At 48.8% G+C, this 20,877-nt stretch carries 22 protein-coding genes; 14 read left to right on the top strand and 8 right to left on the bottom strand.

Annotated elements, in window-relative coordinates; genetic code table 11:
* Positions 1-351 precede the first annotated feature (351 nt).
* Together FS806_RS15200 and FS806_RS15195 are read right to left on the bottom strand one after the other, a co-directional pair.
* Complete coding sequence (locus tag FS806_RS15200) at positions 352-1,596, bottom strand: amidohydrolase family protein (protein ID WP_144938175.1); 1,245 nt, start codon at positions 1,594-1,596, stop codon at positions 352-354.
* Positions 1,597-1,656: 60 nt separating this feature from the next.
* Complete coding sequence (locus FS806_RS15195) at positions 1,657-2,247, bottom strand: ankyrin repeat domain-containing protein (RefSeq protein WP_144938172.1); 591 nt, start codon at positions 2,245-2,247, stop codon at positions 1,657-1,659.
* Between the two features lie 237 nt (positions 2,248-2,484).
* On the opposite strand from FS806_RS15195, the gene FS806_RS15190 reads away from it, so the two are divergent.
* The 11 genes from FS806_RS15190 to FS806_RS15140 all read left to right on the top strand — a co-directional run bounded on the left by FS806_RS15190 (position 2,485) and on the right by FS806_RS15140 (position 10,620).
* Positions 2,485-3,357 carry a LysR family transcriptional regulator gene (locus FS806_RS15190; RefSeq protein WP_144938169.1) on the top strand — a complete coding sequence of 291 codons (873 nt, stop codon included), beginning with the start codon at positions 2,485-2,487 and terminating at the stop codon, positions 3,355-3,357.
* Positions 3,358-3,369: 12 nt separating this feature from the next.
* Positions 3,370-3,747 carry an NUDIX hydrolase gene (locus FS806_RS15185; protein WP_144938165.1) on the top strand — a complete coding sequence of 126 codons (378 nt, stop codon included), beginning with the start codon at positions 3,370-3,372 and terminating at the stop codon, positions 3,745-3,747.
* A gap of 216 nt (positions 3,748-3,963) precedes the next feature.
* A complete protein-coding gene (locus FS806_RS15180) occupies positions 3,964-4,653 on the top strand; it encodes a hypothetical protein (protein ID WP_144938162.1) in 690 nt (229 codons plus the stop codon).
* The gene (locus FS806_RS15175; RefSeq protein ID WP_144938159.1) at positions 4,650-5,066 is read left to right on the top strand and encodes a toxin-antitoxin system TumE family protein; all 417 of its coding nucleotides are present in this window, start codon (positions 4,650-4,652) and stop codon (positions 5,064-5,066) included. Before FS806_RS15180 ends, FS806_RS15175 begins: the two co-directional genes overlap by 4 nt.
* Positions 5,067-5,226: 160 nt before the next feature.
* Positions 5,227-5,793, top strand: coding sequence for a MarR family winged helix-turn-helix transcriptional regulator (locus FS806_RS15170; RefSeq protein WP_144938156.1), 567 nt, complete (start codon positions 5,227-5,229; stop codon positions 5,791-5,793).
* The gene (locus FS806_RS15165; RefSeq protein ID WP_144938154.1) at positions 5,786-6,334 is read left to right on the top strand and encodes an ATP-binding cassette domain-containing protein; all 549 of its coding nucleotides are present in this window, start codon (positions 5,786-5,788) and stop codon (positions 6,332-6,334) included. Before FS806_RS15170 ends, FS806_RS15165 begins: the two co-directional genes overlap by 8 nt.
* Before the next feature lie 107 nt (positions 6,335-6,441).
* Positions 6,442-7,110, top strand: coding sequence for a TetR/AcrR family transcriptional regulator (locus FS806_RS15160; protein WP_144938151.1), 669 nt, complete (start codon positions 6,442-6,444; stop codon positions 7,108-7,110).
* On the top strand, positions 7,103-7,288 hold the full coding sequence (locus tag FS806_RS15155; RefSeq protein WP_144938148.1) for an HU family DNA-binding protein: 186 nt from the start codon (positions 7,103-7,105) through the stop codon (positions 7,286-7,288). The genes FS806_RS15160 and FS806_RS15155 overlap by 8 nt, the downstream gene beginning before the upstream one ends.
* A gap of 5 nt (positions 7,289-7,293) precedes the next feature.
* Positions 7,294-8,208, top strand: a complete 915-nt coding sequence (locus FS806_RS15150; RefSeq protein ID WP_144938146.1) for an ABC transporter ATP-binding protein — start codon at positions 7,294-7,296, stop codon at positions 8,206-8,208.
* A gap of 6 nt (positions 8,209-8,214) precedes the next feature.
* Entirely contained in the window at positions 8,215-9,051 is an 837-nt protein-coding gene (locus FS806_RS15145; protein ID WP_144938143.1) for an ABC transporter permease, read from the top strand.
* 174 nt (positions 9,052-9,225) lie between these two features.
* Complete coding sequence (locus tag FS806_RS15140) at positions 9,226-10,620, top strand: TraB/GumN family protein (RefSeq protein ID WP_144938140.1); 1,395 nt, start codon at positions 9,226-9,228, stop codon at positions 10,618-10,620.
* 176 nt (positions 10,621-10,796) lie between these two features.
* Here the strand turns inward: FS806_RS15140 and FS806_RS15135 are convergent, their stop codons facing one another.
* From FS806_RS15135 to FS806_RS15120, 4 genes are all read right to left on the bottom strand, one after another.
* Positions 10,797-11,444 (bottom strand): ABC-2 transporter permease, encoded by a 648-nt coding sequence (locus FS806_RS15135; RefSeq protein WP_186328378.1) that lies wholly within the window; start codon positions 11,442-11,444, stop codon positions 10,797-10,799.
* Positions 11,434-12,300, bottom strand: coding sequence for an ABC transporter ATP-binding protein (locus FS806_RS15130; RefSeq protein ID WP_144938134.1), 867 nt, complete (start codon positions 12,298-12,300; stop codon positions 11,434-11,436). The genes FS806_RS15135 and FS806_RS15130 overlap by 11 nt, the downstream gene beginning before the upstream one ends.
* Positions 12,297-12,677 (bottom strand): GntR family transcriptional regulator, encoded by a 381-nt coding sequence (locus FS806_RS15125; protein ID WP_144938131.1) that lies wholly within the window; start codon positions 12,675-12,677, stop codon positions 12,297-12,299. The genes FS806_RS15130 and FS806_RS15125 overlap by 4 nt, the downstream gene beginning before the upstream one ends.
* Before the next feature lie 487 nt (positions 12,678-13,164).
* The gene (locus FS806_RS15120) at positions 13,165-14,145 is read right to left on the bottom strand and encodes an aromatic ring-hydroxylating dioxygenase subunit alpha (protein ID WP_144938128.1); all 981 of its coding nucleotides are present in this window, start codon (positions 14,143-14,145) and stop codon (positions 13,165-13,167) included.
* A gap of 204 nt (positions 14,146-14,349) precedes the next feature.
* Here FS806_RS15120 and FS806_RS15115 point away from each other — a divergent pair, with 204 nt between their 5' ends.
* Together FS806_RS15115 and FS806_RS25780 are read left to right on the top strand one after the other, a co-directional pair.
* Positions 14,350-15,672 (top strand): uracil-xanthine permease family protein, encoded by a 1,323-nt coding sequence (locus FS806_RS15115; RefSeq protein ID WP_144938125.1) that lies wholly within the window; start codon positions 14,350-14,352, stop codon positions 15,670-15,672.
* A 517-nt stretch (positions 15,673-16,189) separates the two neighbouring features.
* Positions 16,190-16,366, top strand: coding sequence for a hypothetical protein (locus FS806_RS25780; protein WP_186328377.1), 177 nt, complete (start codon positions 16,190-16,192; stop codon positions 16,364-16,366).
* Between the two features lie 46 nt (positions 16,367-16,412).
* Here FS806_RS25780 and ilvD read toward each other — a convergent pair whose 3' ends face one another.
* Together ilvD and FS806_RS15105 are read right to left on the bottom strand one after the other, a co-directional pair.
* On the bottom strand, positions 16,413-18,110 hold the full coding sequence (ilvD, locus tag FS806_RS15110) for a dihydroxy-acid dehydratase (protein WP_144938123.1): 1,698 nt from the start codon (positions 18,108-18,110) through the stop codon (positions 16,413-16,415).
* 6 nt (positions 18,111-18,116) lie between these two features.
* Positions 18,117-18,800: a GntR family transcriptional regulator gene (locus FS806_RS15105; protein WP_144938120.1), complete on the bottom strand. Its 684-nt coding sequence runs from the start codon at positions 18,798-18,800 to the stop codon at positions 18,117-18,119.
* A gap of 188 nt (positions 18,801-18,988) precedes the next feature.
* On the opposite strand from FS806_RS15105, the gene FS806_RS15100 reads away from it, so the two are divergent.
* On the top strand, positions 18,989-20,140 hold the full coding sequence (locus FS806_RS15100; protein WP_144938117.1) for an oxidoreductase family protein: 1,152 nt from the start codon (positions 18,989-18,991) through the stop codon (positions 20,138-20,140).
* Positions 20,141-20,877 lie beyond the last annotated feature (737 nt).

Below are 20,877 nucleotides of genomic sequence, written 5' to 3'. Positions count from 1 at the left end.
CTACCTGTACAAAATACAGTTAGACGTGCCGCTCCGCTTGCAACGATGCCTGCAGACGGTAAAATAGACGGATTTTCCAGGTAGTTCCCCGTCTTTTGCTCCAGAGGGGCAAACTAACTGTATGAAATCCAGTTAGACGCACCCTATAGGGGAACTACCTGCAGAAACGCCAGTAAGACGCGCCCTACAGGAGAAACTAGCTGCAGAAACGCCAGTAAGACGCGCCCTCCAGGGGAACTAGCTGCGGAAACTCCAGTAAGACGCGCCCTACAGGTGGAACTAGCTGCAGAAACTCCAGTAGAACGTCCCTGTCGGAAACGCGTCACCGGTACCGTCAATCGGCGGTTGTTTTCATATGGAACCAGAGACGACTTCTCCCCGGAACAGGGTAGCTACCCGTCTCGATCTTCTTGCCACAGCTTCGGCCGAGCAGGAGGCTTCCACCAGCACGATATCGGCATTGTCGCCGGCTTTGGGCCATACGCGCTCCCCTTCTTTATTTAAAGGAGTGACCCCTCCTGTAATAAATCCAAGGGCTTGTCCAAGCGAACGTTCATCGCGTAAGCTGAAGCGCTCCGCCAACGTCCCGGCCTTCTCCAAGCTATCTCCCTTCCCGAAGGGGGACCAATGATCCGTAATGCTGTCATCGCCAAGGGATACGTCCACTCCATGATCCCTCAGGAGAGGAATCGGAATCGTCCTGGTCAGAGGAACCGAGGAGGTAATCGAAATTCCATGGCGGGCCAGCAGCTTGGCGGCTTCGCAGGCTTCTTGAAGGGGAATATCGGCCAGGGCCAAAGCATGGCTTATGGTCACTCTTCCTTGCCAGCCGGCTTCCTCCGTCAGATGAGCCAATCGCTGAATCGTAAACAGGCCCAGATGGCCCGGATCGTGCAAATGAAGGTCAATGTTCGCATTGGCTTCCACCGCAAGCTCCATGATCGTCTGAAGGGACTTCTCAATATCCCCGTCAATGGTTGCAGGATCGACGTCAATGGTTGCAGGATCGACCCCGCCCACTAATGAAGCTCCGCTTCGCAGTGCTTCCCGAACCAGCGAAACGGACTGGCTGCGTAATAAACCTCGCTGCGGAAAAGCGACAATTTCGACGGAAGCTTTCCCTTGATAGGCTTCAACGGCCCGCAAGGTGGCCTCCAGATTTTTCAACCCGACGACGAGATCCACGTTGCAATGTGTGCGAATATGAGTCGTGCCTGAATTTAGGAGCAATTCGAGCAATTTCTTTGCTCTTTCTTCTGCTACAGGCAGCAAGCGGGGAAGTAACTCCTGCTCTTCCTCCAGTCTTGTCCAAATCCCTTTAGCAGGGATCGTCGGCGCTTTCCAAGGGCCTCCGTAGTATGTTTTATCCAAATGGATGTGCATATCCCTGAAGGAGGGGAGCATTAAATAATTTTTCGCATCCCGCACAGGCAAATCCGTTTCCAAAGGCTGGCCGGCAGGAATGATTTCTTTCATTTTTCCATCTTCAATACATACATCACATAGCTCCGTTTCCGTACCCGCGACGATACCGTCTTGGCGGAGGTAACCGGCTTCCAAGCGGACGTTCGTTAACCAATAGGCTTTATTCGTCATTTCGGTTGTCTCCTCTCACATCATAATCAGCCCGATGGCTTTCAATAATTTCAACGTTATTTATGCCCCGGCATTTATCAATATAGCTGCGATTTCCTCAAATCCGCGCTGCTGCGCATGCTCCAGAGGGGTGATTCCGTCTCCGTCCCCGATGTGGACATCAGCTCCATGATCCACTAACAGCTGCACGATTTGCTGATGCTTTTCTCCGCCGTTGCCAAGAATGACCGCTTCCAATAATGCTGTCCAGTGTAAATTATTAATATGATTAACATCAATATCCGAATGAGCAAGCAGCTCTTTAACCACATCGACATGTCCGCGCTCCGAAGCGGGGATTAGAGCCGTCCCTCCAAACCGGTTCGTCAGCTTCGTATCGGCTCCGGCCTCGATGGCGAGCTTGACGATGTCGAGAAGCCCTTCGGCCCCCGCATATAGAAGGACATTATTTAAGCGCTCATCCCGTAGGTTAATGTCCGCACCCTTATCGATCAGTGCCCTGACCGTGTCTGTTTTATTGTTGTAGGTTGCCGCCAGTACGGCCGTTCTTCCGTGAGCATCCGTTGCGTTGATATCTGCTCCGTCTTCAAGCAGCTTCAGAACATTTTCTGTGTCTCCTTGCTCTGCGTAGTGAATCAATTGCTGGTTCATAATTTCCACCTTCTTTTCGGTTGGTTGAGTTTCTTTCATAACATCTTGTGAGGTATCAGGAATAGCTTGACATCCGGCAAGCCAAACAACCAATAAAACCGTGCAGAGACGATACATAATCATCGCTCCTTTTTCTTTATTTACAAATATGCTAACATGAGGAGGGTTATATGAAAAATATTATTAAAATTAGTTTTGCTTAAGTTTTTCATATATTAAAAGGAGTGTCTTCCTTCGATGGACATAAGACAGCTGCGGTATTTTATAGCGATAGTAGAAGAGAGGAAAATTTCCGCCGCTGCGGAGAGACTTCATATCTCCCAACCGCCGTTAAGCCAACAACTGAAGGCTATGGAGGAGGAGCTAGGCTCCAAACTAGTCGAAAGAAGCGGGAAATTTCTCGAGATAACGGAGGCGGGCAAAGCCCTATATAAATATGCTTTACAGATGACTCAGCTAATGGAAGAAGCCAAGTTGGAGGTTCGGGAAGTCGGGAATGGGGCAAAAGGAAGGCTGACGATAGGCATCAATACGTTTTCGGAAGCGAAGTTGCCGGAAATCCTCCGTCAATTCAAAGAACAATACCCCAAGGTGACCTATAAAATCCAGCAAAATGAATCCGCCCATCTCTGCAAATTGGTGAGAGACCGGGTCGTAGAGCTGGCGATTACCCGCTTGCCGCTGGAGCTGGACGACTTTTCCGTGCTCCATCTTCATACAGAGCCCTTTTATTTCGTTGCCTCGCAACAGGAACCGCTCGATCGCGAAGTCTCGCTGGAGGAGCTTCAGCATTATCCGCTCATACTGCCAAGTACGGAGGGATTGGGGGTCCATTATTTGATTTTGGAGGCGTTCTCACGGTTCCATCTGCAACCGAACATCGTAGGCGAGTGCTCGGATATTACTCTGCTGATGGATTTAATTTCATCCGGCTTTTGCGCTTCTATTGTCCCGGAAACGATGCTTAAACGCCATCCGGGGTATGCTATCCAGGCTCACCAGATATCGGGGGCCAACCTGTCTGCCTCCGTCGGTTTAATCTGGTTGAAGAATCATTACTTGTCCAAGGCCGCTCAAAATTTTATCGATTTAATTAAAACCAGATATTAGAGGAGGCCGCCAATGATTTCACAAGGTATCGTTATTCAAAATAACCGAGTGCTGATGGTCAAGCAGTTTGTTCAACGAGGGGATATCGTATGGAACTTTCCGGGCGGAAAAATAGAGGGGAACGAAACCCCGGAGCAAGCTTGTATCCGCGAAGTAAAGGAGGAGACCGGATACGATATCCGGATCACGAAACGACTGCACGAAAAGAACGGGAAATTTACTTTTCTGGCGGAGCTTGTGGGCGGTGAACTTTATTTGGACACTGAGAATGAATCCAATCGGGATATTGTTGAAATTGCCTGGGTCCGCTTGGACGATGATAAGAAATTTGATTCCTATACCGCGCCTATGCTTCAGTTGTGCTTTGCAGGCATGAAAAATATGATATAGGTCATATGGAATCCAGCGTATCTTGCCCCTTGCCCATAAGCCTTACGATCCGACTCAATGGTCAAATCCGTTGAGTCTTTTTTCGGTAAATCCTTTAGACTCATCCAGGGATATTTCGGTTAACTTTTGACTATATATGTAGTTAGAAGTTGTAGTTTTGTTTTAGTTTTTGCTTGCAGTTAACTTTCAGTTTTCTTAGAATAGGGGGTAAGTGAGGTGAAGTACATGGCCATAAGTGAAGCCGAAAGAAAGACATTTGAACGGGTAATTGCTGAGGTGGGAAGTGATCCGGAGAAAGCTGGAGTCACACTAAAAGTGCTATTTAATGTAATAAAAAAAACCACTTCAATAACTATTGATCTTCAAAGCGAAGTGAAGAAGCTTCTTGATCAATACCCATACCAGGCGAATCATGCGTTAGTGCAGGAAGATTTGCAAAAACTCGGAGAAATTTTGATGTGCGTTGCTCAGGAAGAAGAAGTAGGAAGAACTTATTCCACAGGGCAGTTGGCAAAGTTTTTCGGGGTTAGTATTACGACGATCAATAACTGGATAACCGGTAGACGGTTTATAGGGGTCGAACGAATGGAACGCAATAAGCAAGCACGTATTTCGGAAAATACAATCTGGATTTCGCCTACCGAAGAAAGAATACCTGTTCGTGATATTGTAGAAATTTATGAACAAAAACAGAGAAGAGGGAATTCATCCATCTCTGACGATGGAGGGAATCTTAACCGTATCCGATACATTATTGAAACCATTAACTATTTCGAGAAACGATATGGAAAGCCATATTCAGAAGTAATTGTAGAAAAAGGGAATCCTGATGATTCTGAGGATTGGATTTGGGCGAGGGAAGGGAAAGAATGGAAGTCATTACTTAAAGAGATAAAGGACTTATGATTGGCAAACCTGCTACAAATTTGGATGTGTTAATAAAAGCTTTTGGACATGCTATACATTCCATAAGAGACACTGACAGTACGGGCATGTCAAGCTCGATTTACGCCCAACGAGCAACCATATTTTTTTCTGATAATTCTAAATTGTATGTGACCGAAAAGCTGAATAAACAACAGATAATCGTAGAATACTGGTACGACTGGATTGCACCAGATGAGAAAACTGTCTGGGGAAAGTATCATGGCGAGCCGCATGAGGATAGAAGGTATCAAACGGTGACGGAACCATATCATGTTCATCCGCCAGAATATGCGAAGCTTACAAACAAGACAAGATTCCCTAATCACTATTACAACGACTTGTTCTCTATTGTTGAAGGGATTTTTCTATTTCATCTGCTGCCCGAAAAGTGAATATCTTATAGAAGCAGCGGGGCTTTCTCTGTACTCATATCCATGGAATGAGAGAGCCCCGTTTTTTTGACTCGAAAATTAGACAGTATATTGACAAATTCAAAATGGTTCTGTTATGATAAATTTAGTCATTATATTGTCTAAAACGAGGGAGATACCAATGGACTTCTACAAGGATTTATTTTTAATGCAGCAAACTTACTCTACACTTTTCTCGGTGACCAACAAGCTTCAGGTGCAAGGGGATCAGTACCTGCAGAGCTTGACGTCAAGACAGTGTATGGCTATGGTGGCCATCGTCCATTTGCCGGAAGGCGGAGCGACGCTCAATAATATTGCGAGGAAACTGGGCACCACCAAACAGAGCGTTAAGCAGCTGATCGACATTTTGGAGAAAAAGGGCAATGTCAACGTGGTCCCCAGCAAGCAGGATAAGCGCGCAGTCAATGTTGAAATTACGGAATCCGGCAAGCAAGTGCTCATGGAGTGCGGTGAAAAGTCGATTTACTTTTTCGCCGAAGCTTTTAAACATTTCACTACGGAAGAGATGGAAATCTTGTGGAGCTTGTTGAAGAAGCTGTATCGTTTTGACGGTGAGGAGCAGAGCGGTTTTGAAGAGGAGATCGAATTCGAACGGGACAATCTGACGGAAGTTCAATCGAGAGCCATGAAAGAATTTGCAAGACTGAGAACGGAATCTGAAATGAAGAGGAGATCCAATGAATAACATTGTGACCGTTAGAAACTTGGAGAAAAGTTATGCTGCCAAAAAAGCCGTGGACGGTATCAGTTTCGTAGTCCGACAAGGGGAAATTGTTGGTTCTAACGGGGCGGGGAAGAGTACGACGATCCATATATTGGCCACTATATTAACGGCTGATCAAGGGGAAGTGACGATTCTGGGCCATTCTCTACCCCGGGACGCCAAGCAGGTCAAACAGGGGATTGGAATCGTCCCTCAGGATTTGGCCATCTATGAAGAAATGACCGCCTGGCAAAACGTGCGTTTCTTTGCGGGACTGTACCATCTTAAAGGAAAACAGTTGGAAAATCAGGTGAAGGAAGCCTTGGAACTGGTAGGACTCCCAGAAGGCCTATATGACACTGATTCAGGGAATAGAAAACGGGAGCGCCATGCTGGAGTACAAGGGACAGCTTATCTATTTGCTGGCTTGGATTATTGGACTGTGGCTCCTGGGAAGCATGATTACGCGAAGGAAGATGAAGAAAGAAATGTATTAGCACAAAATTTACCCGGAACCCATTAGGAGCTCAAATCCCAATGGGTTCTTTTTTACCCATTGACTTCCTGCTTGGAATAATGTTACAGTCACTATAGACCGACGGTCGGTCGATGACGGTGGAGGAATGAACAATGAGAATTTCCAAAAAACCTGAAGAACGAAGAAACGAAATATTGGACGCTGCGGAGATGCTGTTTACGACCCAAGGATACTCCAACACGACCGTTAATGACATTCTGAACAAGGTCGGGATCGCCAAAGGGACGTTCTATTACTATTTTCAATCCAAGGAAGAAGTGATGGACGCCATTGTTATGCGATTCATAGACCTGGGGGTGCAGGCAGCCAAGCAGATTGCCGCAAATCCTGATTTGCAGGCCCATGAGAAAATCTTTCAGATCCTGATGGCCCAGAAGCCTGACGCCGGCCGCAAGGAACAAATGATCGAGCAGCTGCATGAAGTCAACAATGCGGAAATGCATCAGAAAAGCTTGGTGGAGACGATCCTCCAGCTAACCCCTGTGTTGACGGAGGTGATTGAACAAGGAATAGCGGAAGGCGCCTTCCGGACTCCTTATCCGAAGGAAACGGTAGAATTTCTGCTTGTGTCTTCCCAATTTTTATTTGACGAAGGAATTTTCGATTGGTCGCCCGAGGAATGGATGCAGAAAGCGTTAGCCTTTACCTATGTAATGGAAAAGACTCTGGGGGCAGAGAGAGGCAGCTTTAGCTATGTTCTTGAAATGATCGGGCAAGGTCCGAAAAATATACGCGATAAAGGAGCGGATTCCCATGAATAAAACCGAAGTGGCTGCCAAAGTATCGGAGAAATCAGGCGTAGGCCTCATGGAGTGCCACAAGGTCCTGGATGCTTTGGAGGAAGTGCTGAGCGAAGAACTGGCCCATTCTCAAGGTGTAAGCAATGCCTTGGATAAGGTGTACAGCGTGCTGCATTTTTTTAAAAATAAAAACAGGTGATGGCCGTGAACCCTATTATTGTGGTCAAAGATTTTGTGAAGAAATATGGGGATTTTACAGCGGTGGACCAGGTTTCGTTCGAGGTGGAAAGCGGGAGCATCTTTGCCTTCCTGGGACCGAACGGAGCAGGCAAAAGCACCACCATCAACACTTTGTGTACGATTATCGATAAAACCTCGGGAACGTTGCTGATCGACGGCAAAGATGTCAGCCGGGACAGAGACGAAGTGCGAAGTGTCATCGGTGTTGTCTTTCAAGATTCTACCCTCGACAGCAAAATGACGGTGGAAGAAAATCTGAAGATGCATTGTTATTTCTACGGCTTGCCCAAATCGGTCATGAATGAGCGGATCGACTTCGCCCTGGAAATTGTTGACCTCGTCGAATGGAAGAAAGCGATGGTCAGCACCCTGTCTGGAGGGATGAAGAGACGGGTGGAAATCGCCCGCAGCCTTCTGCACCTGCCTAAAGTGCTGTTCCTCGATGAGCCTACGACCGGTCTTGACCCTCAGACAAGATCGAATATTTGGGAGTATATCATCAAGCTGCAGAAGGAGAGAGACCTGACCATTTTCTTAACGACCCATTATATGGATGAAGCTGAAATCAGCGATAAAGTGGCGGTTATGGATCATGGCAAAATTATCGCCTTCGATACACCGAGCGCGTTAAAGCAGCGCTACACCAAGAACAAAGCGGACATCACGAGCACGGATGTGCCGGGGTTGGAAGCACTTCTGACCAAATTTAATATAAGCTTCACTAGAAACGGCGGTTATCATTCGGTAGAGTGGAGCAATCTGCCTTCATTGATGGAGGTCATCAGCGAGCACAGGCCAGCCATTCAAGAGCTGGAAATCAAGAAGGGGACCTTGAACGATGTGTTTCTCGAGATTACAGGAAAGGACATAAGGGGGTAGGCTGGGATGCGCATTATCGGGGCCTTATGGTTAAGAAATGTAAAGCTGTTTGTCAGAAACCGGGTGCAGATGATCTTAATTTTGATTATGCCGTTCTTTTATTTGTATTTGTTAAGTACCATTTTTCAAAGCACCCATGTCAGCAATTCGGTCAATTATGTGCTGGCCGGCATTGTGATTATCGTCGTCTTTCAGACGTCCCTGAATATAGCCACTTCCACGATTGAGGATATCGTCTCCGGGTATATGAAAGAAGTGCTGGTCAGCCCGGTTAAGAGAATACAGATCGCTCTGGGCCAGATCTTGTCCTCCACAACGATCGCCACCCTGCAAGGAATATTGATTCTGGCGGTAGGCTATCTGATCGGTATGAAGTATTCCTCTGCCGCTACGCCGCTGGCGGTTATCGGATTTATGATTTTTGTGGGACTGGTATTTTCGGCCTTCGGCCTATTCATCGCCACATCGGTTAGAAATTCCCAGACCTTCCAGATTGTTTCGGTCGCCATAACGACTCCGATTACTTTCTTATGCGGCGTTTATGTCCCGCTCAGCCTGCTTCCGGATGGCTTGCAGTTCATCGCTCTATTGAACCCGATGACCTACGCTGCGGCTTTCTTCAGAGCATTGAGCTTGGAGAAAATGTCCTTGCCCGCAGATGAGCTAATCGCTGAACAGCTTGCATTCAAGATAAACCACTTTGTCATTACGCCTCAAATCAGTATCCTCTTGGTTCTATCCTTCGGGCTGTTATTTTTATTGCTGTCCACCATCGCCTTTTCCAAAGTTGATTTTTCGAGAATGAACCGTTCCAAAGGGAATAAAGATATTTTTCAGCAGTGAACCTATTAGGATAAGGAGTTAAAATAAACCGGATGCTGATCTAACAATAAGACAGATTCTGCATAATATTGTAAATCTATCTAAAAATTTGTGATCGCCATTTTCGTGGGATATAATAGATAGAGGCAATTATTATTGCTGCTGTCTATTATTTTTTTTGAGAGGAGAGTTTATGTGAAAGGAAAGTTGTGGGGTAAGCTGGGCCGTGTCTTGACCAGCAGTTTGCTTGGATCGTCCATTATTCTGGGGAGTGCCTTATCCGCGCATGCCAACGATGAACCGGCCGTTCCGGACATCAGCCCATGGTCTGTAACCACTCTTAACGAAGGGGAGAAATACGGGATTTTCCCGCTGGGCTGGTACTATGACGGAACCTTCCGGCAGGCGATTTCCGCTGATAAATTGCAGTCCTTGCTCAATGATACAGCCGCAAAGCTGGATAAGCTGGGACTAACCAAGAAAGGGGATCTCGAGCTTCCTTCCTCGTCCGAGGCCGGAATTACCAGAGAAACGGTTGTTCTGTCCTTGTACGCTTTGTTGGCTCAATATGAGCTGCCCGAGGCGTTCGAGATCGATAAATCCGACCCGATAGAATACTTACAGCAGAAAGGCATCATCGAAGGAACCGATCGCGGTCTGGAGCTGGAACAGCTCTGTACGGTCGAACAGGCCACCGTATTGGCCAGCCGGCTTGTTCAATATACATATGACACCGCTCAAGGCGGAGCCCAAGGACTATTCTGGAAGGTGACTCACGGGGACAACACTCTTTATTTATTGGGATCTATTCATCTGGGCTCCCCGGAAATGTACCCGATGGATAAAGAGATCAGAGACGCCTTCGCTGCCTCCGATGATCTATGGGTGGAAGTGAATATGATGAACGATGATCCGGAACCGCTGAAGTATTTCAATCAATTAATGGTATACAGCGATGGAACGACCTTGAAGGATCATGTCTCCCAGGAAACCAATGAGAAGCTGCAAGAGGTTGTTGAAATGTTTGGGCTCCCCGCCGATATATTCGACACCTTCAAGCCATGGGTCGCTGCGAACAACATATCGATGCTCCATCTGTCCAATACCGTTGAAGATCTGGCTTTGGGCCAGGCTCTGGGTGTAGACCTATACTTCCTGCAGAATGCGCTTCTGACCGGGAAGCCGATTCATGAGCTGGAAGGCCATAAGCTGCAAGGAGATCTGTTCAACAACGTAGCTCCGGAAGTGCAGGAGAAAGAATTGAATGAGGTAATGGATGCCATCCTGAACCCGTCCGAAGACGACAATAGCGCCGAACAGTTCCGCCTGTGGCAGCAGTATTGGGCACAAGGGGATTTGGACAGCTTCACCAAGTCTTTTATGGATTCCGAGCAATATGTCAAGAGTGAACCCGCTCAGCGTCTGTTCGGAGAAAGGGACAAGAACATGGCGAAGAAGCTGGCTGAATTGCTTGAACAAGAAGGGGAACATACACACTTCGTTGTGGTGGGCGCAGGCCATTTTGTCATCAAGGGAATGATCGTCGACCTATTGAAGGAGAGAGGCTATAACGTGGAGTTTATTCAATAATTACGGATAGAGAGTAATAAAGAAGAACATCTTCGGCTCGACCGGAGATGTTCTTTTTTTCTTGAAATATAAGAAAGTATAAGATTTCATCTATACCTGTTCTTATATTTCATCGGTAAACGCGCCCGTCCCAAGGACGGCGATAGTCGTTTATCCTTGCTTAAAATTATGCGGAGTTATAGATTTTTTTGCGAATAGATTTTGACCGATGTGGTCATCGAAATCAAACCCAATAGAATGGCCATTAAGACAGGAAGTGCATGGCCGGCCGGCTGGGGCAAAGCCGGTAAGACATCAAGATTGACAGAATTGGTCTGCAGCCATTTAATTACGAAAGGGCCGACAAAAGGCGTTAAAATAACAAACAGGGAAGAGATAAATTTCGTCTTTTCATACCCGTACTTATATTGAACCGGAAGCAGTACGCCGAAATAGGCCGTGATGAACAAGAACGACAGCCCGGCTGTAAACAGATTCAGCTGCTCCAGAGGAACCGGGGAGACGAAAGAGGTCACCGTATATATGGCATAGACACCGACAAAAATAATTAAGGAAAATAAATATCTGGCGTGGATCAGTGTTTTCCTTGTATAGGGGGTTGCACTAAGAAGCACGGCCCCTTTGTATTTGTCCTCCAGGCTCGAAAGGGTATTGAGCAAAATATATTCTGTGAAAAGAACGGTAATGAAAAAGCCCAGAAGGCCTCCACCGGGGAAGCTGATCTTAACCGTGATGAACATGGGAGCAATAATGGAGAACACGACCATGAACAACAAGTATTTTTTGACAAGCAGCAAATCCTTCTTCACAAGACTAAAAAGCATAATGACTCCCTCCAATGTACGCCAGCATGATCTGCTCGATACTTGGTCTTTCCACAAGCACATCTTTCATTTGTTCGCGTATCGCCGCTTTTTCCCTGGTAATCCCCGTAAATCCATAATTCGTTTCCCGCAGGGATAGAAACAACGGTCTCGTATGCTCGTTAAGCAGTTTCCGGTCCCCTTTAATCAAGCTATGTGTGTCCAATAAGACATCTTTCTCTTCTTGAAAAACGATATTTCCTTTGTCAATCAAAATAAGGACATCGGCAACCTTCTCCAGATCGGAGGTGATATGGGTGGAGAAAAATACGCTCTTTCCTTTCTTGCCCATAAAGTCCAGCAGGATATCCGCCAGTTCACTCCGTATCAACGGATCCAGACCGCTCGTCGGCTCATCCATGATTAACAAATCGGGATGGTGGGAAAGGGCCAGAGAGATGGCGTATTTCATCCGCATTCCTTTGGACAGTGTGGAGATTTTCTGATTCCGCTGCAGGCTGAAATGATCCAGATAGCTTCTAAAGGCGGATTCATCCCAGTTGGAGTATGCAGGAGCGATCACGCTTTTCATTTCACCAATCGTCATCTCATCATAAAAATATCCCTCGTCCAGCACGATCCCAATCCGGTTCTTCAGTTCGCGTTCCTTCTCCGTCAGCTCCCGGCCCATAAAAGTAATGCTGCCGGCATCTTTCAAGGTGAGTCCCAGTATGGCTTTGATCGTCGTTGTTTTGCCGGAACCGTTGGCCCCTATAAAACCGGTAATACAGCCTTCCTGCAATGAAAAATCGATATGGTTCAAGCTAAAGGAAGGGTATTCCTTGGCCAGTCCCTTAACCTCCAGAATCGGATTCATTGGTCATCCTCCTCGAATATTAAATCCATCATTGAATACAGCTCTTCCCTGGAAATCCCGAGATTCCGGGCGATCTCCCACGCCTCTATCAGCTTGGCTTCCACCATTAGCCGCTTGGATTCCAGCAAGAGCTCCAGGTTGTCCGGGGCTACGAACGAGCCTTTCCCTGCTTTGGTGATAATAAAGCCTTCCGCTTCCAGCTCTTCAAAGACTCTTCTGGTCGTCAGAACACTGACATTCAAGTCTGTAGCTAATGCCCGGATGGAAGGAAGCGGCTCTCCCGCCTGCAATTCTCCCCGTAAAATAGCGGCTTTGATTTGTTCTTTGATCTGTAGATACAAAGGTTGATCCGACACATTGCTAATGATTATTTTCATGGAACAGCCCTTTCTGGATAACTGTTAACGTCATACATACACAGAATATACACAATATACAGTATACGAGAGAATTAATTTTGGTGCAAGTGGGGTTCGAAGTGTTTTTGTCTTTCTAGGAATGGAGGTGAAGGAGGATGAACGGAAGGAAGAGGACGCCTGGAAAAATAAACGAGAGGCTGTCCCCATATTGTTCGCATAAAACGGGTACGTCCCTAAATGAAGCAAAAAAGGACCTCAAATCCCATTATGGAGCGGGGAAGGGGTCCTTTTTTAAAATATAAGTATAAGTTATCATCTATACCTGTTCTTATTCTTACCACATTAGAAAGTTTAAGTTCACCTTATACCTATTCTTATATTTCATCGGTAAACGCGCCTGTCCCAAGGACGGCGATAGCCGTTTATCCTTGCGCAGTCATATTTAATTCCAGGTGGGGCGTGAAAAATGATAATCGACTTATGAAACAGCACTCTTGGTAATTATCTACGCAGTTCCATGGGTGACACCGAGTTCGGTTAAGTACTGCCTATACGCGATGCTCATCCGGTCGCTCTTGAGCGACAGTTCTATCTGAAGATCGAGCGGAAGGTCCTCGGGCTTCTGATTTTCCACGATCGGCTTGTCCTGTGCAAAAATCATATCCTGAAACTTAACCATCTCTTCATCGGTTAAATCCGTTTCATAGTTGAAGGACATTACGCCGAACGCGACAGACTTCGTCTCCGTGAGCGGCAGCACCGTCAGCAGGATCGACATCAGGTTGCCGTTCTCTTCATCCCGCTTGGTGAATTTGACCGATAAAGGCCGCAGTACTTCGTAGGTATAGTAGACGTGCTTCGCCTGCCCGGTTCCGTCGGGATCGGGCTGGAAGATGGCGATTTCGTCCGAACGGATGCAGCCGTTCTCTGTCTTGTGAACGCGATAATCGCCGATTTCTCTATGAGTCTCGACACCGAGATAGCCTTCGTGAACAACAGCCAGATGGCCCACATCCAGGAAATTCTCAATCACCCGCGGCGGTTTGGCGTTCACTTCCTGCGGTCCCCAAATCACATTGCGGAATGCCGGATCATCGAATTCCGGAAGCGAAAACATCCCGGCGTCTTCTCCGCCGAGATTCACCCAGACGAAACCATAGCGCTCTCGGCAGCCGTAGGCGATGGCCTTCGCTTTGGTCGGAATGGCTTGCGTCTCCGGCAATTGCGGAATTTTGACGCAGGCGCCCGAGGGGTCATATTCCCAAGCGTGATAGGGGCAGACGAGGTTGCCGTTGCGCACACATCCAAGCGATAATGCGGCTCCGCGGTGGATACACAGATCTTTGAAAGCGTGAATGCCGGTTTCCGTACGGAATACGACGATACGCTCGCCCATTAATGTAACCTGTACAGGCTTGTCCTGAACATCGGAAGAACGGCAGACGGCGATCCATTCCCGGTGCAATACGGGGTCCTGAACCAACATGCGGATAGACATCCTTTCTCTGTAAAAAATCGATTGAATTCTCTTGCGTACCATTATAGGCGTGTATATACGGAAAGTCAACGAAAAGGCGAACATTTGAAATATGCTTTGAGTAAAATGTAAGTTTTTATTTGCAATTCAGCAACATTCAACTATAATATGGACATAATCATTCGGGAAAATATAGTGATGGGGGACTAACACGTGAAACAGGGGAAGCAGGACGATAGTATTCATCTGATTGTAGGCGTCGACGAAAAAATCGGTTACGGCAAGGCCTTGTTGCTGGGCCTGCAGCATGTATTGGCCATGGACTTGTATATAGCCCCGATCATTATTGCGGGGCTATTGTCCTTCGATTCGGTCAATACTTCCTTTTTTATCCAAATGTGCTTCTTTGCGACGGGGATTGCCACATTGATTCAGGTGGGCTTCGGCATCAAGCTGCCGGTAGTCCAGGGCCCATCGTATGTCCCCATCGGAGCGATTGGGGCTATCGGGAGCAAGCTGGGACTCGGAGCCGTGACGGGGAGTCTGATTCCCGGGGCGCTGCTTATTGCCGTGCTCGGTTACCCGCTCAAGCTGTTTGCCAAAGCGGTGCGCAAAATCATTCCGCCAATCGTCGGCGGCACGGTGATCGTTGTCGTCGGGATTTCGCTGATGCCCATAGCTGCTAACAATATTTATGGGTCTCCCGGCAGCATCGGGGACAATGTTCTGATTGCCGCCGTATCCGCCGGGGCGTTGGGCGTATGTATATTGCTGGGGCGCAAGATGAGCGGGACAGGCACCTTCTTCCGTCTGGTCTCCGTTATCGTTGCGATTATCGTCGGCACCATTACCGCTTCGTTCTTCGGCAAGGTCGATTTTAGCCCGGTCCTGGCGGCGAACTGGTTCTCCCTGCCGAAGCTGTTTCCGTTCGGTACCCCGGTTTTTGACTGGAGCGCCATGCTGACCATGGTTTTTGTTTATCTCATTATTCTGATAGAAACGACCGGAACCTGGTTCGTCGTCTCGTCGGTTACCGGCAAGGAGCTGACGGAGGAACGGCTGAACCGCGCCGCGGGCGGGGAAGGACTCGGCTGCTTCGTCGGAGCCTTGGTCGGCAGCACTCCGATGACCGGCTATTCCTCCAATGCGGGCCTGATTGCGGTGACCGGGGTCGCCAGCCGGATGGCTATTATGGCAGGCGGAGTCCTGCTCGTATGCTTAGGCCTGCTGCCGAAGCTGTCGGCGCTTATCACCTGTGTGCCGGAGCCGGTCATTAACGGCATCTTCGGCATCGTCGCGATCGCCGTGCTGACGAACGGAATGAAGGTCATTCAGCACATATCGATCAACGAGCGGAATATGCTGATTATCGGTGTTCCCATCCTGCTGACCGTCGCCGTTACCGTTCTCCCCAAGGAGGTTCTGCAGGGCTTGCCGGATTTCGCCAATTATGTCCTGTCCTCGGGAATCGCTGTCGGGGCGCTGGCAACGGTTGTCCTGAACCTGATTATTCCGGAGAAGAAGCGGGAAGCCTGACCAGTAGAAGCAGGGGCGGCGTTGTTTTGATTCCGGTTCGCGGAACAAAGTAAATCCGAGCCTGTCATGCAATCAGGCCCAATATGACTAGAATGCTGCAATAATAGAATCCATCGCATTCGATAGGTAACCTACTAGCTTATACAAATTTCTTGGTACTACCTTCAATAGTGTGAAATTTGAAAACTAAATGGATTTCATACAGTTAGATTTCTATATTCGGAAGAGATATGGAAACTAACTGGAAAACCTACAGCTAGTTTGCTCCAAAACAGCCGTTTCGCTCAAAGTTGCCCATTTTAACTGTAGTTTATCCAGTTAGTTTGATCATTTTCGCCCATTCGCTTGAATCTACCTGTACAAAATACAGTTAGACGTGCCGCCCGCTTGCAACGATGCCTGCAGACGGTAAAATAGACGGATTTTCAAGGTAGATTCTGATTTTCGCCCCTAAAGGGGCAAACTAGCTGGAAGAAATCGAGTTAGATGCACAACCCGCTGCGGGGCGCGCCACCAGATGATGAAATTGGATGAATTATTGCAGCAAGAATCTCCAGTTTCCAAGGCAGACATCAATGCCGGAAAGGGCGCCATTCTCCCTGGATATCAGCGGAATATCTCACATAACGCACTCCATAGCAAAAAAGCCCCGAATCCGAAAATCCGGTTCAGGGCTTTTTCTAAATCAGCTTAAAGGTAAGCGGCTTTAATAATTAACCAGGTCAATCCGCAGCCGCGCCTTATTCGGAAAGGTCAAGGTCGGTTACGGCCCCTCTGGAAGCCGAGGAGACCAGCCGGGCATATTTGGCCAGTGCGCCGGAGGTGAATTTGAGCGGGGGCTTCACCCAGCTTTTCGCTCTTGCTTCCAATTCCTCAGCCGTGACATCGAAGTGAATCTCCTGCGTTTCGCTGTCAATCGTAATGAGGTCTCCATCCTGCAGTAAAGCGATAGGGCCGCCTACCTGGGCTTCGGGCGCAATGTGCCCGACGACGAAGCCGTGCGACCCTCCGGAGAATCTTCCATCGGTGAGCAGAGCCACCTCGCTGCCCAGCCCTTTGCCGACAATCATGGCCGTCACCGAAAGCATCTCGGGCATGCCCGGCCCGCCTTTGGGCCCCGCATATCGGATGACCAGCACATCCCCCGGGCGGATTTCATCCTGCATAATTGCCCGAGTGGCTTCCTCCTCACTGTCGAAGACGCGGGCCGGACCGGAGAAGCGAAGCTTCTTGAGCCCGGACATCTTGGCCACAGCTCCTTCGGGGGCCAGATTTCCTTTCAGCACGACCAAGGGGCCTTCGGGTTTGATCGGATTGTCAAAGGGCCGGATGACGGTCTGATTTTCCTTCAACGGAGGGGCGGATGCGAGATTCTCGGCCAAGGTCTGCCCTGTAATCGTCAGGCAATCGCCATGAAGCAGCCCTTTCTCCAGAAGCAGCTTCATGACGCCCGGGACTCCTCCGGCATCGCTGAGATCCTGCATCGCATATTTTCCGCTTGGCTTCAGATCCGCCAGATGGGGGACCCTCCGCCGGATTCGCTCAAAATCGTCCAGGCTCAGATCAACCTGAACCGAATGGGCGATAGCCATCAGGTGGAGGAAAGCATTGGTAGAGCCTCCAAGGGCCATCACCAAAGTGATGGCGTTCTCGAACGCTTCCTTGGTCATGATATCCCGGGGCCGTATGTTTCGCTCCAGCAGCCGGATCACCTGTTTCCCGGCCTCCGCGCATTCAACGGCCTTATGGGGGGATATAGCGGCCGTGGAGGATGAACCCGGCAGGCTCATGCCCATTGCTTCGGCTGCGGCCGCCATCGTGTTGGCGGTGTACATCCCTCCACAAGCTCCCGCTCCCGGACAAGCATGGCATTCAATCCGATGCAGTGTCTGATCATCCAAGTTGCCCGCCTGGTGCTGTCCTACCGCCTCGAACGCGGAGACGATGTCGATCTCCTTGCCATCCAGCTTTCCCGGTTGAATGGTACCTCCATACACATAGATGGCCGGCAGGTTCAAGCGGCCTATCGCCATCAGACAAGCCGGAGTATTCTTGTCGCAGCCTCCGATGGCGACTAGGCCGTCGAAGCGTTCCGCTCCTGTTACGATTTCAATAGAATCGGCTATCGCTTCACGGCTGGGCAGAGAGAACAGCATGCCCTCATGCCCCATAGAAATTCCATCCGATACCGTTATCGTGTTGAAAATAAGCGGAGCCCCTCCGTTCAGCCGGGCCCCCTGCTTGGCTTCCCGCGCTAATTCATCGAGATGAATATTGCATGGGGTTACTTCGCTCCAGGCACTGACGACGCCGATCATCGGCTTGCGGAAATCCTCATCCTGAAAGCCGACCGCGCGAAGCATCGCCCGGTTGGGCACGCGGTTAACCCCTTCACTGATTACCTTGCTGCGAATCCTCAAATCCCGCTGTTCTGACATCATACATCACTCCTTGTTTTGGGATGAAATCCATTCATACAGCTCTCGCATAGGTCTTAACAGATTCTGTTTCATAATGGCCGCGGCCGTGTCCGAATCCTTGCGTTCCAAAGCTTCAATGATGCCGGCATGCTCTTGCACGGAGGAATGAGTAGAGGGCTCGGGCTGCTGCAGGAAAACATACTTGAACCGGCGGATATGATTTTGCAGATAGGAGCTGAAAGAAGAAATATAGGGATTGTCCGACATCTCCACCAGGAAGTTATGGAAAAGCTCGTCATATTCCATCGCCTGATAGGGCTGACCATGATCAATCGCCGCGGCAAACTGCCGGTTGAACTCTCTTAACTGCTCAAGATGCTCCGGCAGAATATGCGGACAGGCTTGTTCGACCGCCAAGGAATGCAAAGAAGCAAGGGTTGGATACATCTTGAGAATGTCGTCCTTCTGAATAGCCGTTACTCTCGTATCCTTCCCCGGATGCATTTCCACTAGTCCTTGAACCTCCAGAAGCTGCAGGGCTTCTCTGACCGGGGTCCGGCTGACGCCGAGCGCTTCCGCCAATTCCGCGTCCATCAATTTCTCCCCGGGCTGCAGCGTACCGTCAATAATCCATCTCTGAATTTGCGACAAAGCCCGTTCTTTGGCAGACAATCGAATAGGTTTTGAAAAATTGCTGGGAATGGGCATGGCTCTCTCTCCTTCAATATTTAATATGCAATATATCGCATATTTATATTTCAATCAAGTGTTTTCTGTAATTTCATTTCCCCGGCCATTAATAAAAAATACTTGTCGGGCGAAAATATGTTCGGTAAGATGAATAGAAAAAGTACAGGGAAAATGATCCTATTTTTCCTTCCTGGAGGGATGACGAGGTGGGGCAAACCCGGGAGATTGACAAACGGCATGATTTGAATGTAGAAGTGTTGGAGTACGCTGCCAACCGCGCTGCCGGCATAGATGGGAAAATGGAAACATGGACAGGTACGCCTATAGGGGCGGGGGCCGGGAATTTTGTTACTGACGGGGTTTACCGGGTGAAGGGCACCTCGAAGGCGGGCGCAGGGACCGTGTCGTGGTCTATGGTGGTCAAGCGACTGCGTCCCGACCCGGATCGGGATGATCCGGCACACTATAATTACTGGAAGAGAGAAGCGCTGGTGTATTCGTCCGGGCTGCTGGAGCGGTTGCCGGGCGAACTGCATACTCCTGTTTGTTATGCGGTTGAGAATAAGCCGGACGGTTCCCTCTGGCTGTGGTTAGAAGATATCGGGGAACATACACAACCGGTCTGGCAAAAAGAAGACTACGCATTCGCGGCTGCGGAGCTTGGGCGATTCCAGGCGGCATTCTGCCTTGGGGAGCCGCTTCCGGTGGAGCCTTGGCTTAACCGGGCCTGGCTGCGCTCCTGGATCAACGAGTGCAGAAAATATCAGCCGCGGCCATCGCTAGCTTCTGCGGAGATACGCGGGAAGGACAAACGGCTGGAGCGGATTGTGGAGCAGTTTGAGCGGGTGAATCATCAGATGGACAACTGGCTTCAAGCTGTAGAACGTCTGCCAAGAACGATGGCCCATCAAGATTTCTATGAAAGTAATCTGATGATCACTCGCGATGCTGCCGGTCAGGCCCGGCTTAGGGTAATAGATTGGCAGTTTGCGAGTTTATCCGGCATCGGGGAAGACCTGGGCCGTTTTTACGGACTGACGATGAGCAGAGGAAGTGCGCCTATCGAATGCCTGGACGAATATCGGGAGCTTTTTATAGGTTCATACATAGAAGGAATGCGTCAATTGGGGTGGAATGGGGACGAGCGAGACATCCGCCTGGGCTTCAACATTTCCTGCGCCGCACGCTCTGTTTGGGAGGTCCCGAAGCTTCTGAGGAAGGTCACGGAGGAGGTCAATAAGCCGGAGGAGGAACGATCTGCGGGTTCCGCGGCCGAAGCGTTATTGGAGAGGCTTGTCCGAGCCACGGAGATCCAGATGGAAATGGCCGCCGAAATGGATGAACTAATCAAGCAGTAGCCATATTATTCTACGAAATTATCCAATTCGAACTTAATGAATCCATCACCTGACCAAAAATATAGCCAAGAAGGAGGTAAGCCGCTGATCCCTTATGGAGCAGCTTTTGCAAAGTTACGGACCTGGGGAGGCTGTCGATTCATTATGGGAAAGGTGTAGAACAGGATGTTGTGCTAGTGAAAAGTCCAATTGGTAATCAATGAAACCGGTAATGGAGAAAGCGAAATGTAACGGACTTGGGGAGACTGTCGATTCATAGTGGGAAAGGCGTTCAACAGGATGTTGACTAGTGAAAAGTCCAAGAGCGAAAACGTAACGGATCTGGGAGACCTTATTTCGTCAAAATAGGCGGTTTTTTTAGACTAACGGAAACAGTTGCGCTTATTGCTTAGAATTCTTCTACTTTCGCGAGCATTTCTTGGGAATAAGGTCATCTGGTTCCGTTAAAATGACCGAGAGGCCCTTTTTAGTGCGATTAAGGTCTCTGGGTTCCGTTAAAACCAAACCGTGCAGGATTTTCGCATGATCTTTGGTTGTACACCATTAATCGCCAATCCTCCGGGGTCCTTTAATAGAATAGGTCTCGTAGGATGTCTCTTTGATTGTAACGGACACCGTTGATGTTTAATTGGTGTTTTCGATACGTATACAAGCCCGGAAATCAGTCAATTCAGGTCAGTGAGCCCCGTTTTTTTCAAAAAGGCCAACGTTGCCAATAAGCCTCACAGTGTCCGTTA

Source organism: Paenibacillus sp. 32O-W (assembly GCF_007679495.1).
Lineage (GTDB): Bacteria > Bacillota > Bacilli > Paenibacillales > NBRC-103111 > Paenibacillus_L > Paenibacillus_L residui.
This window is presented reverse-complemented; position numbering and strand designations above follow the sequence as displayed.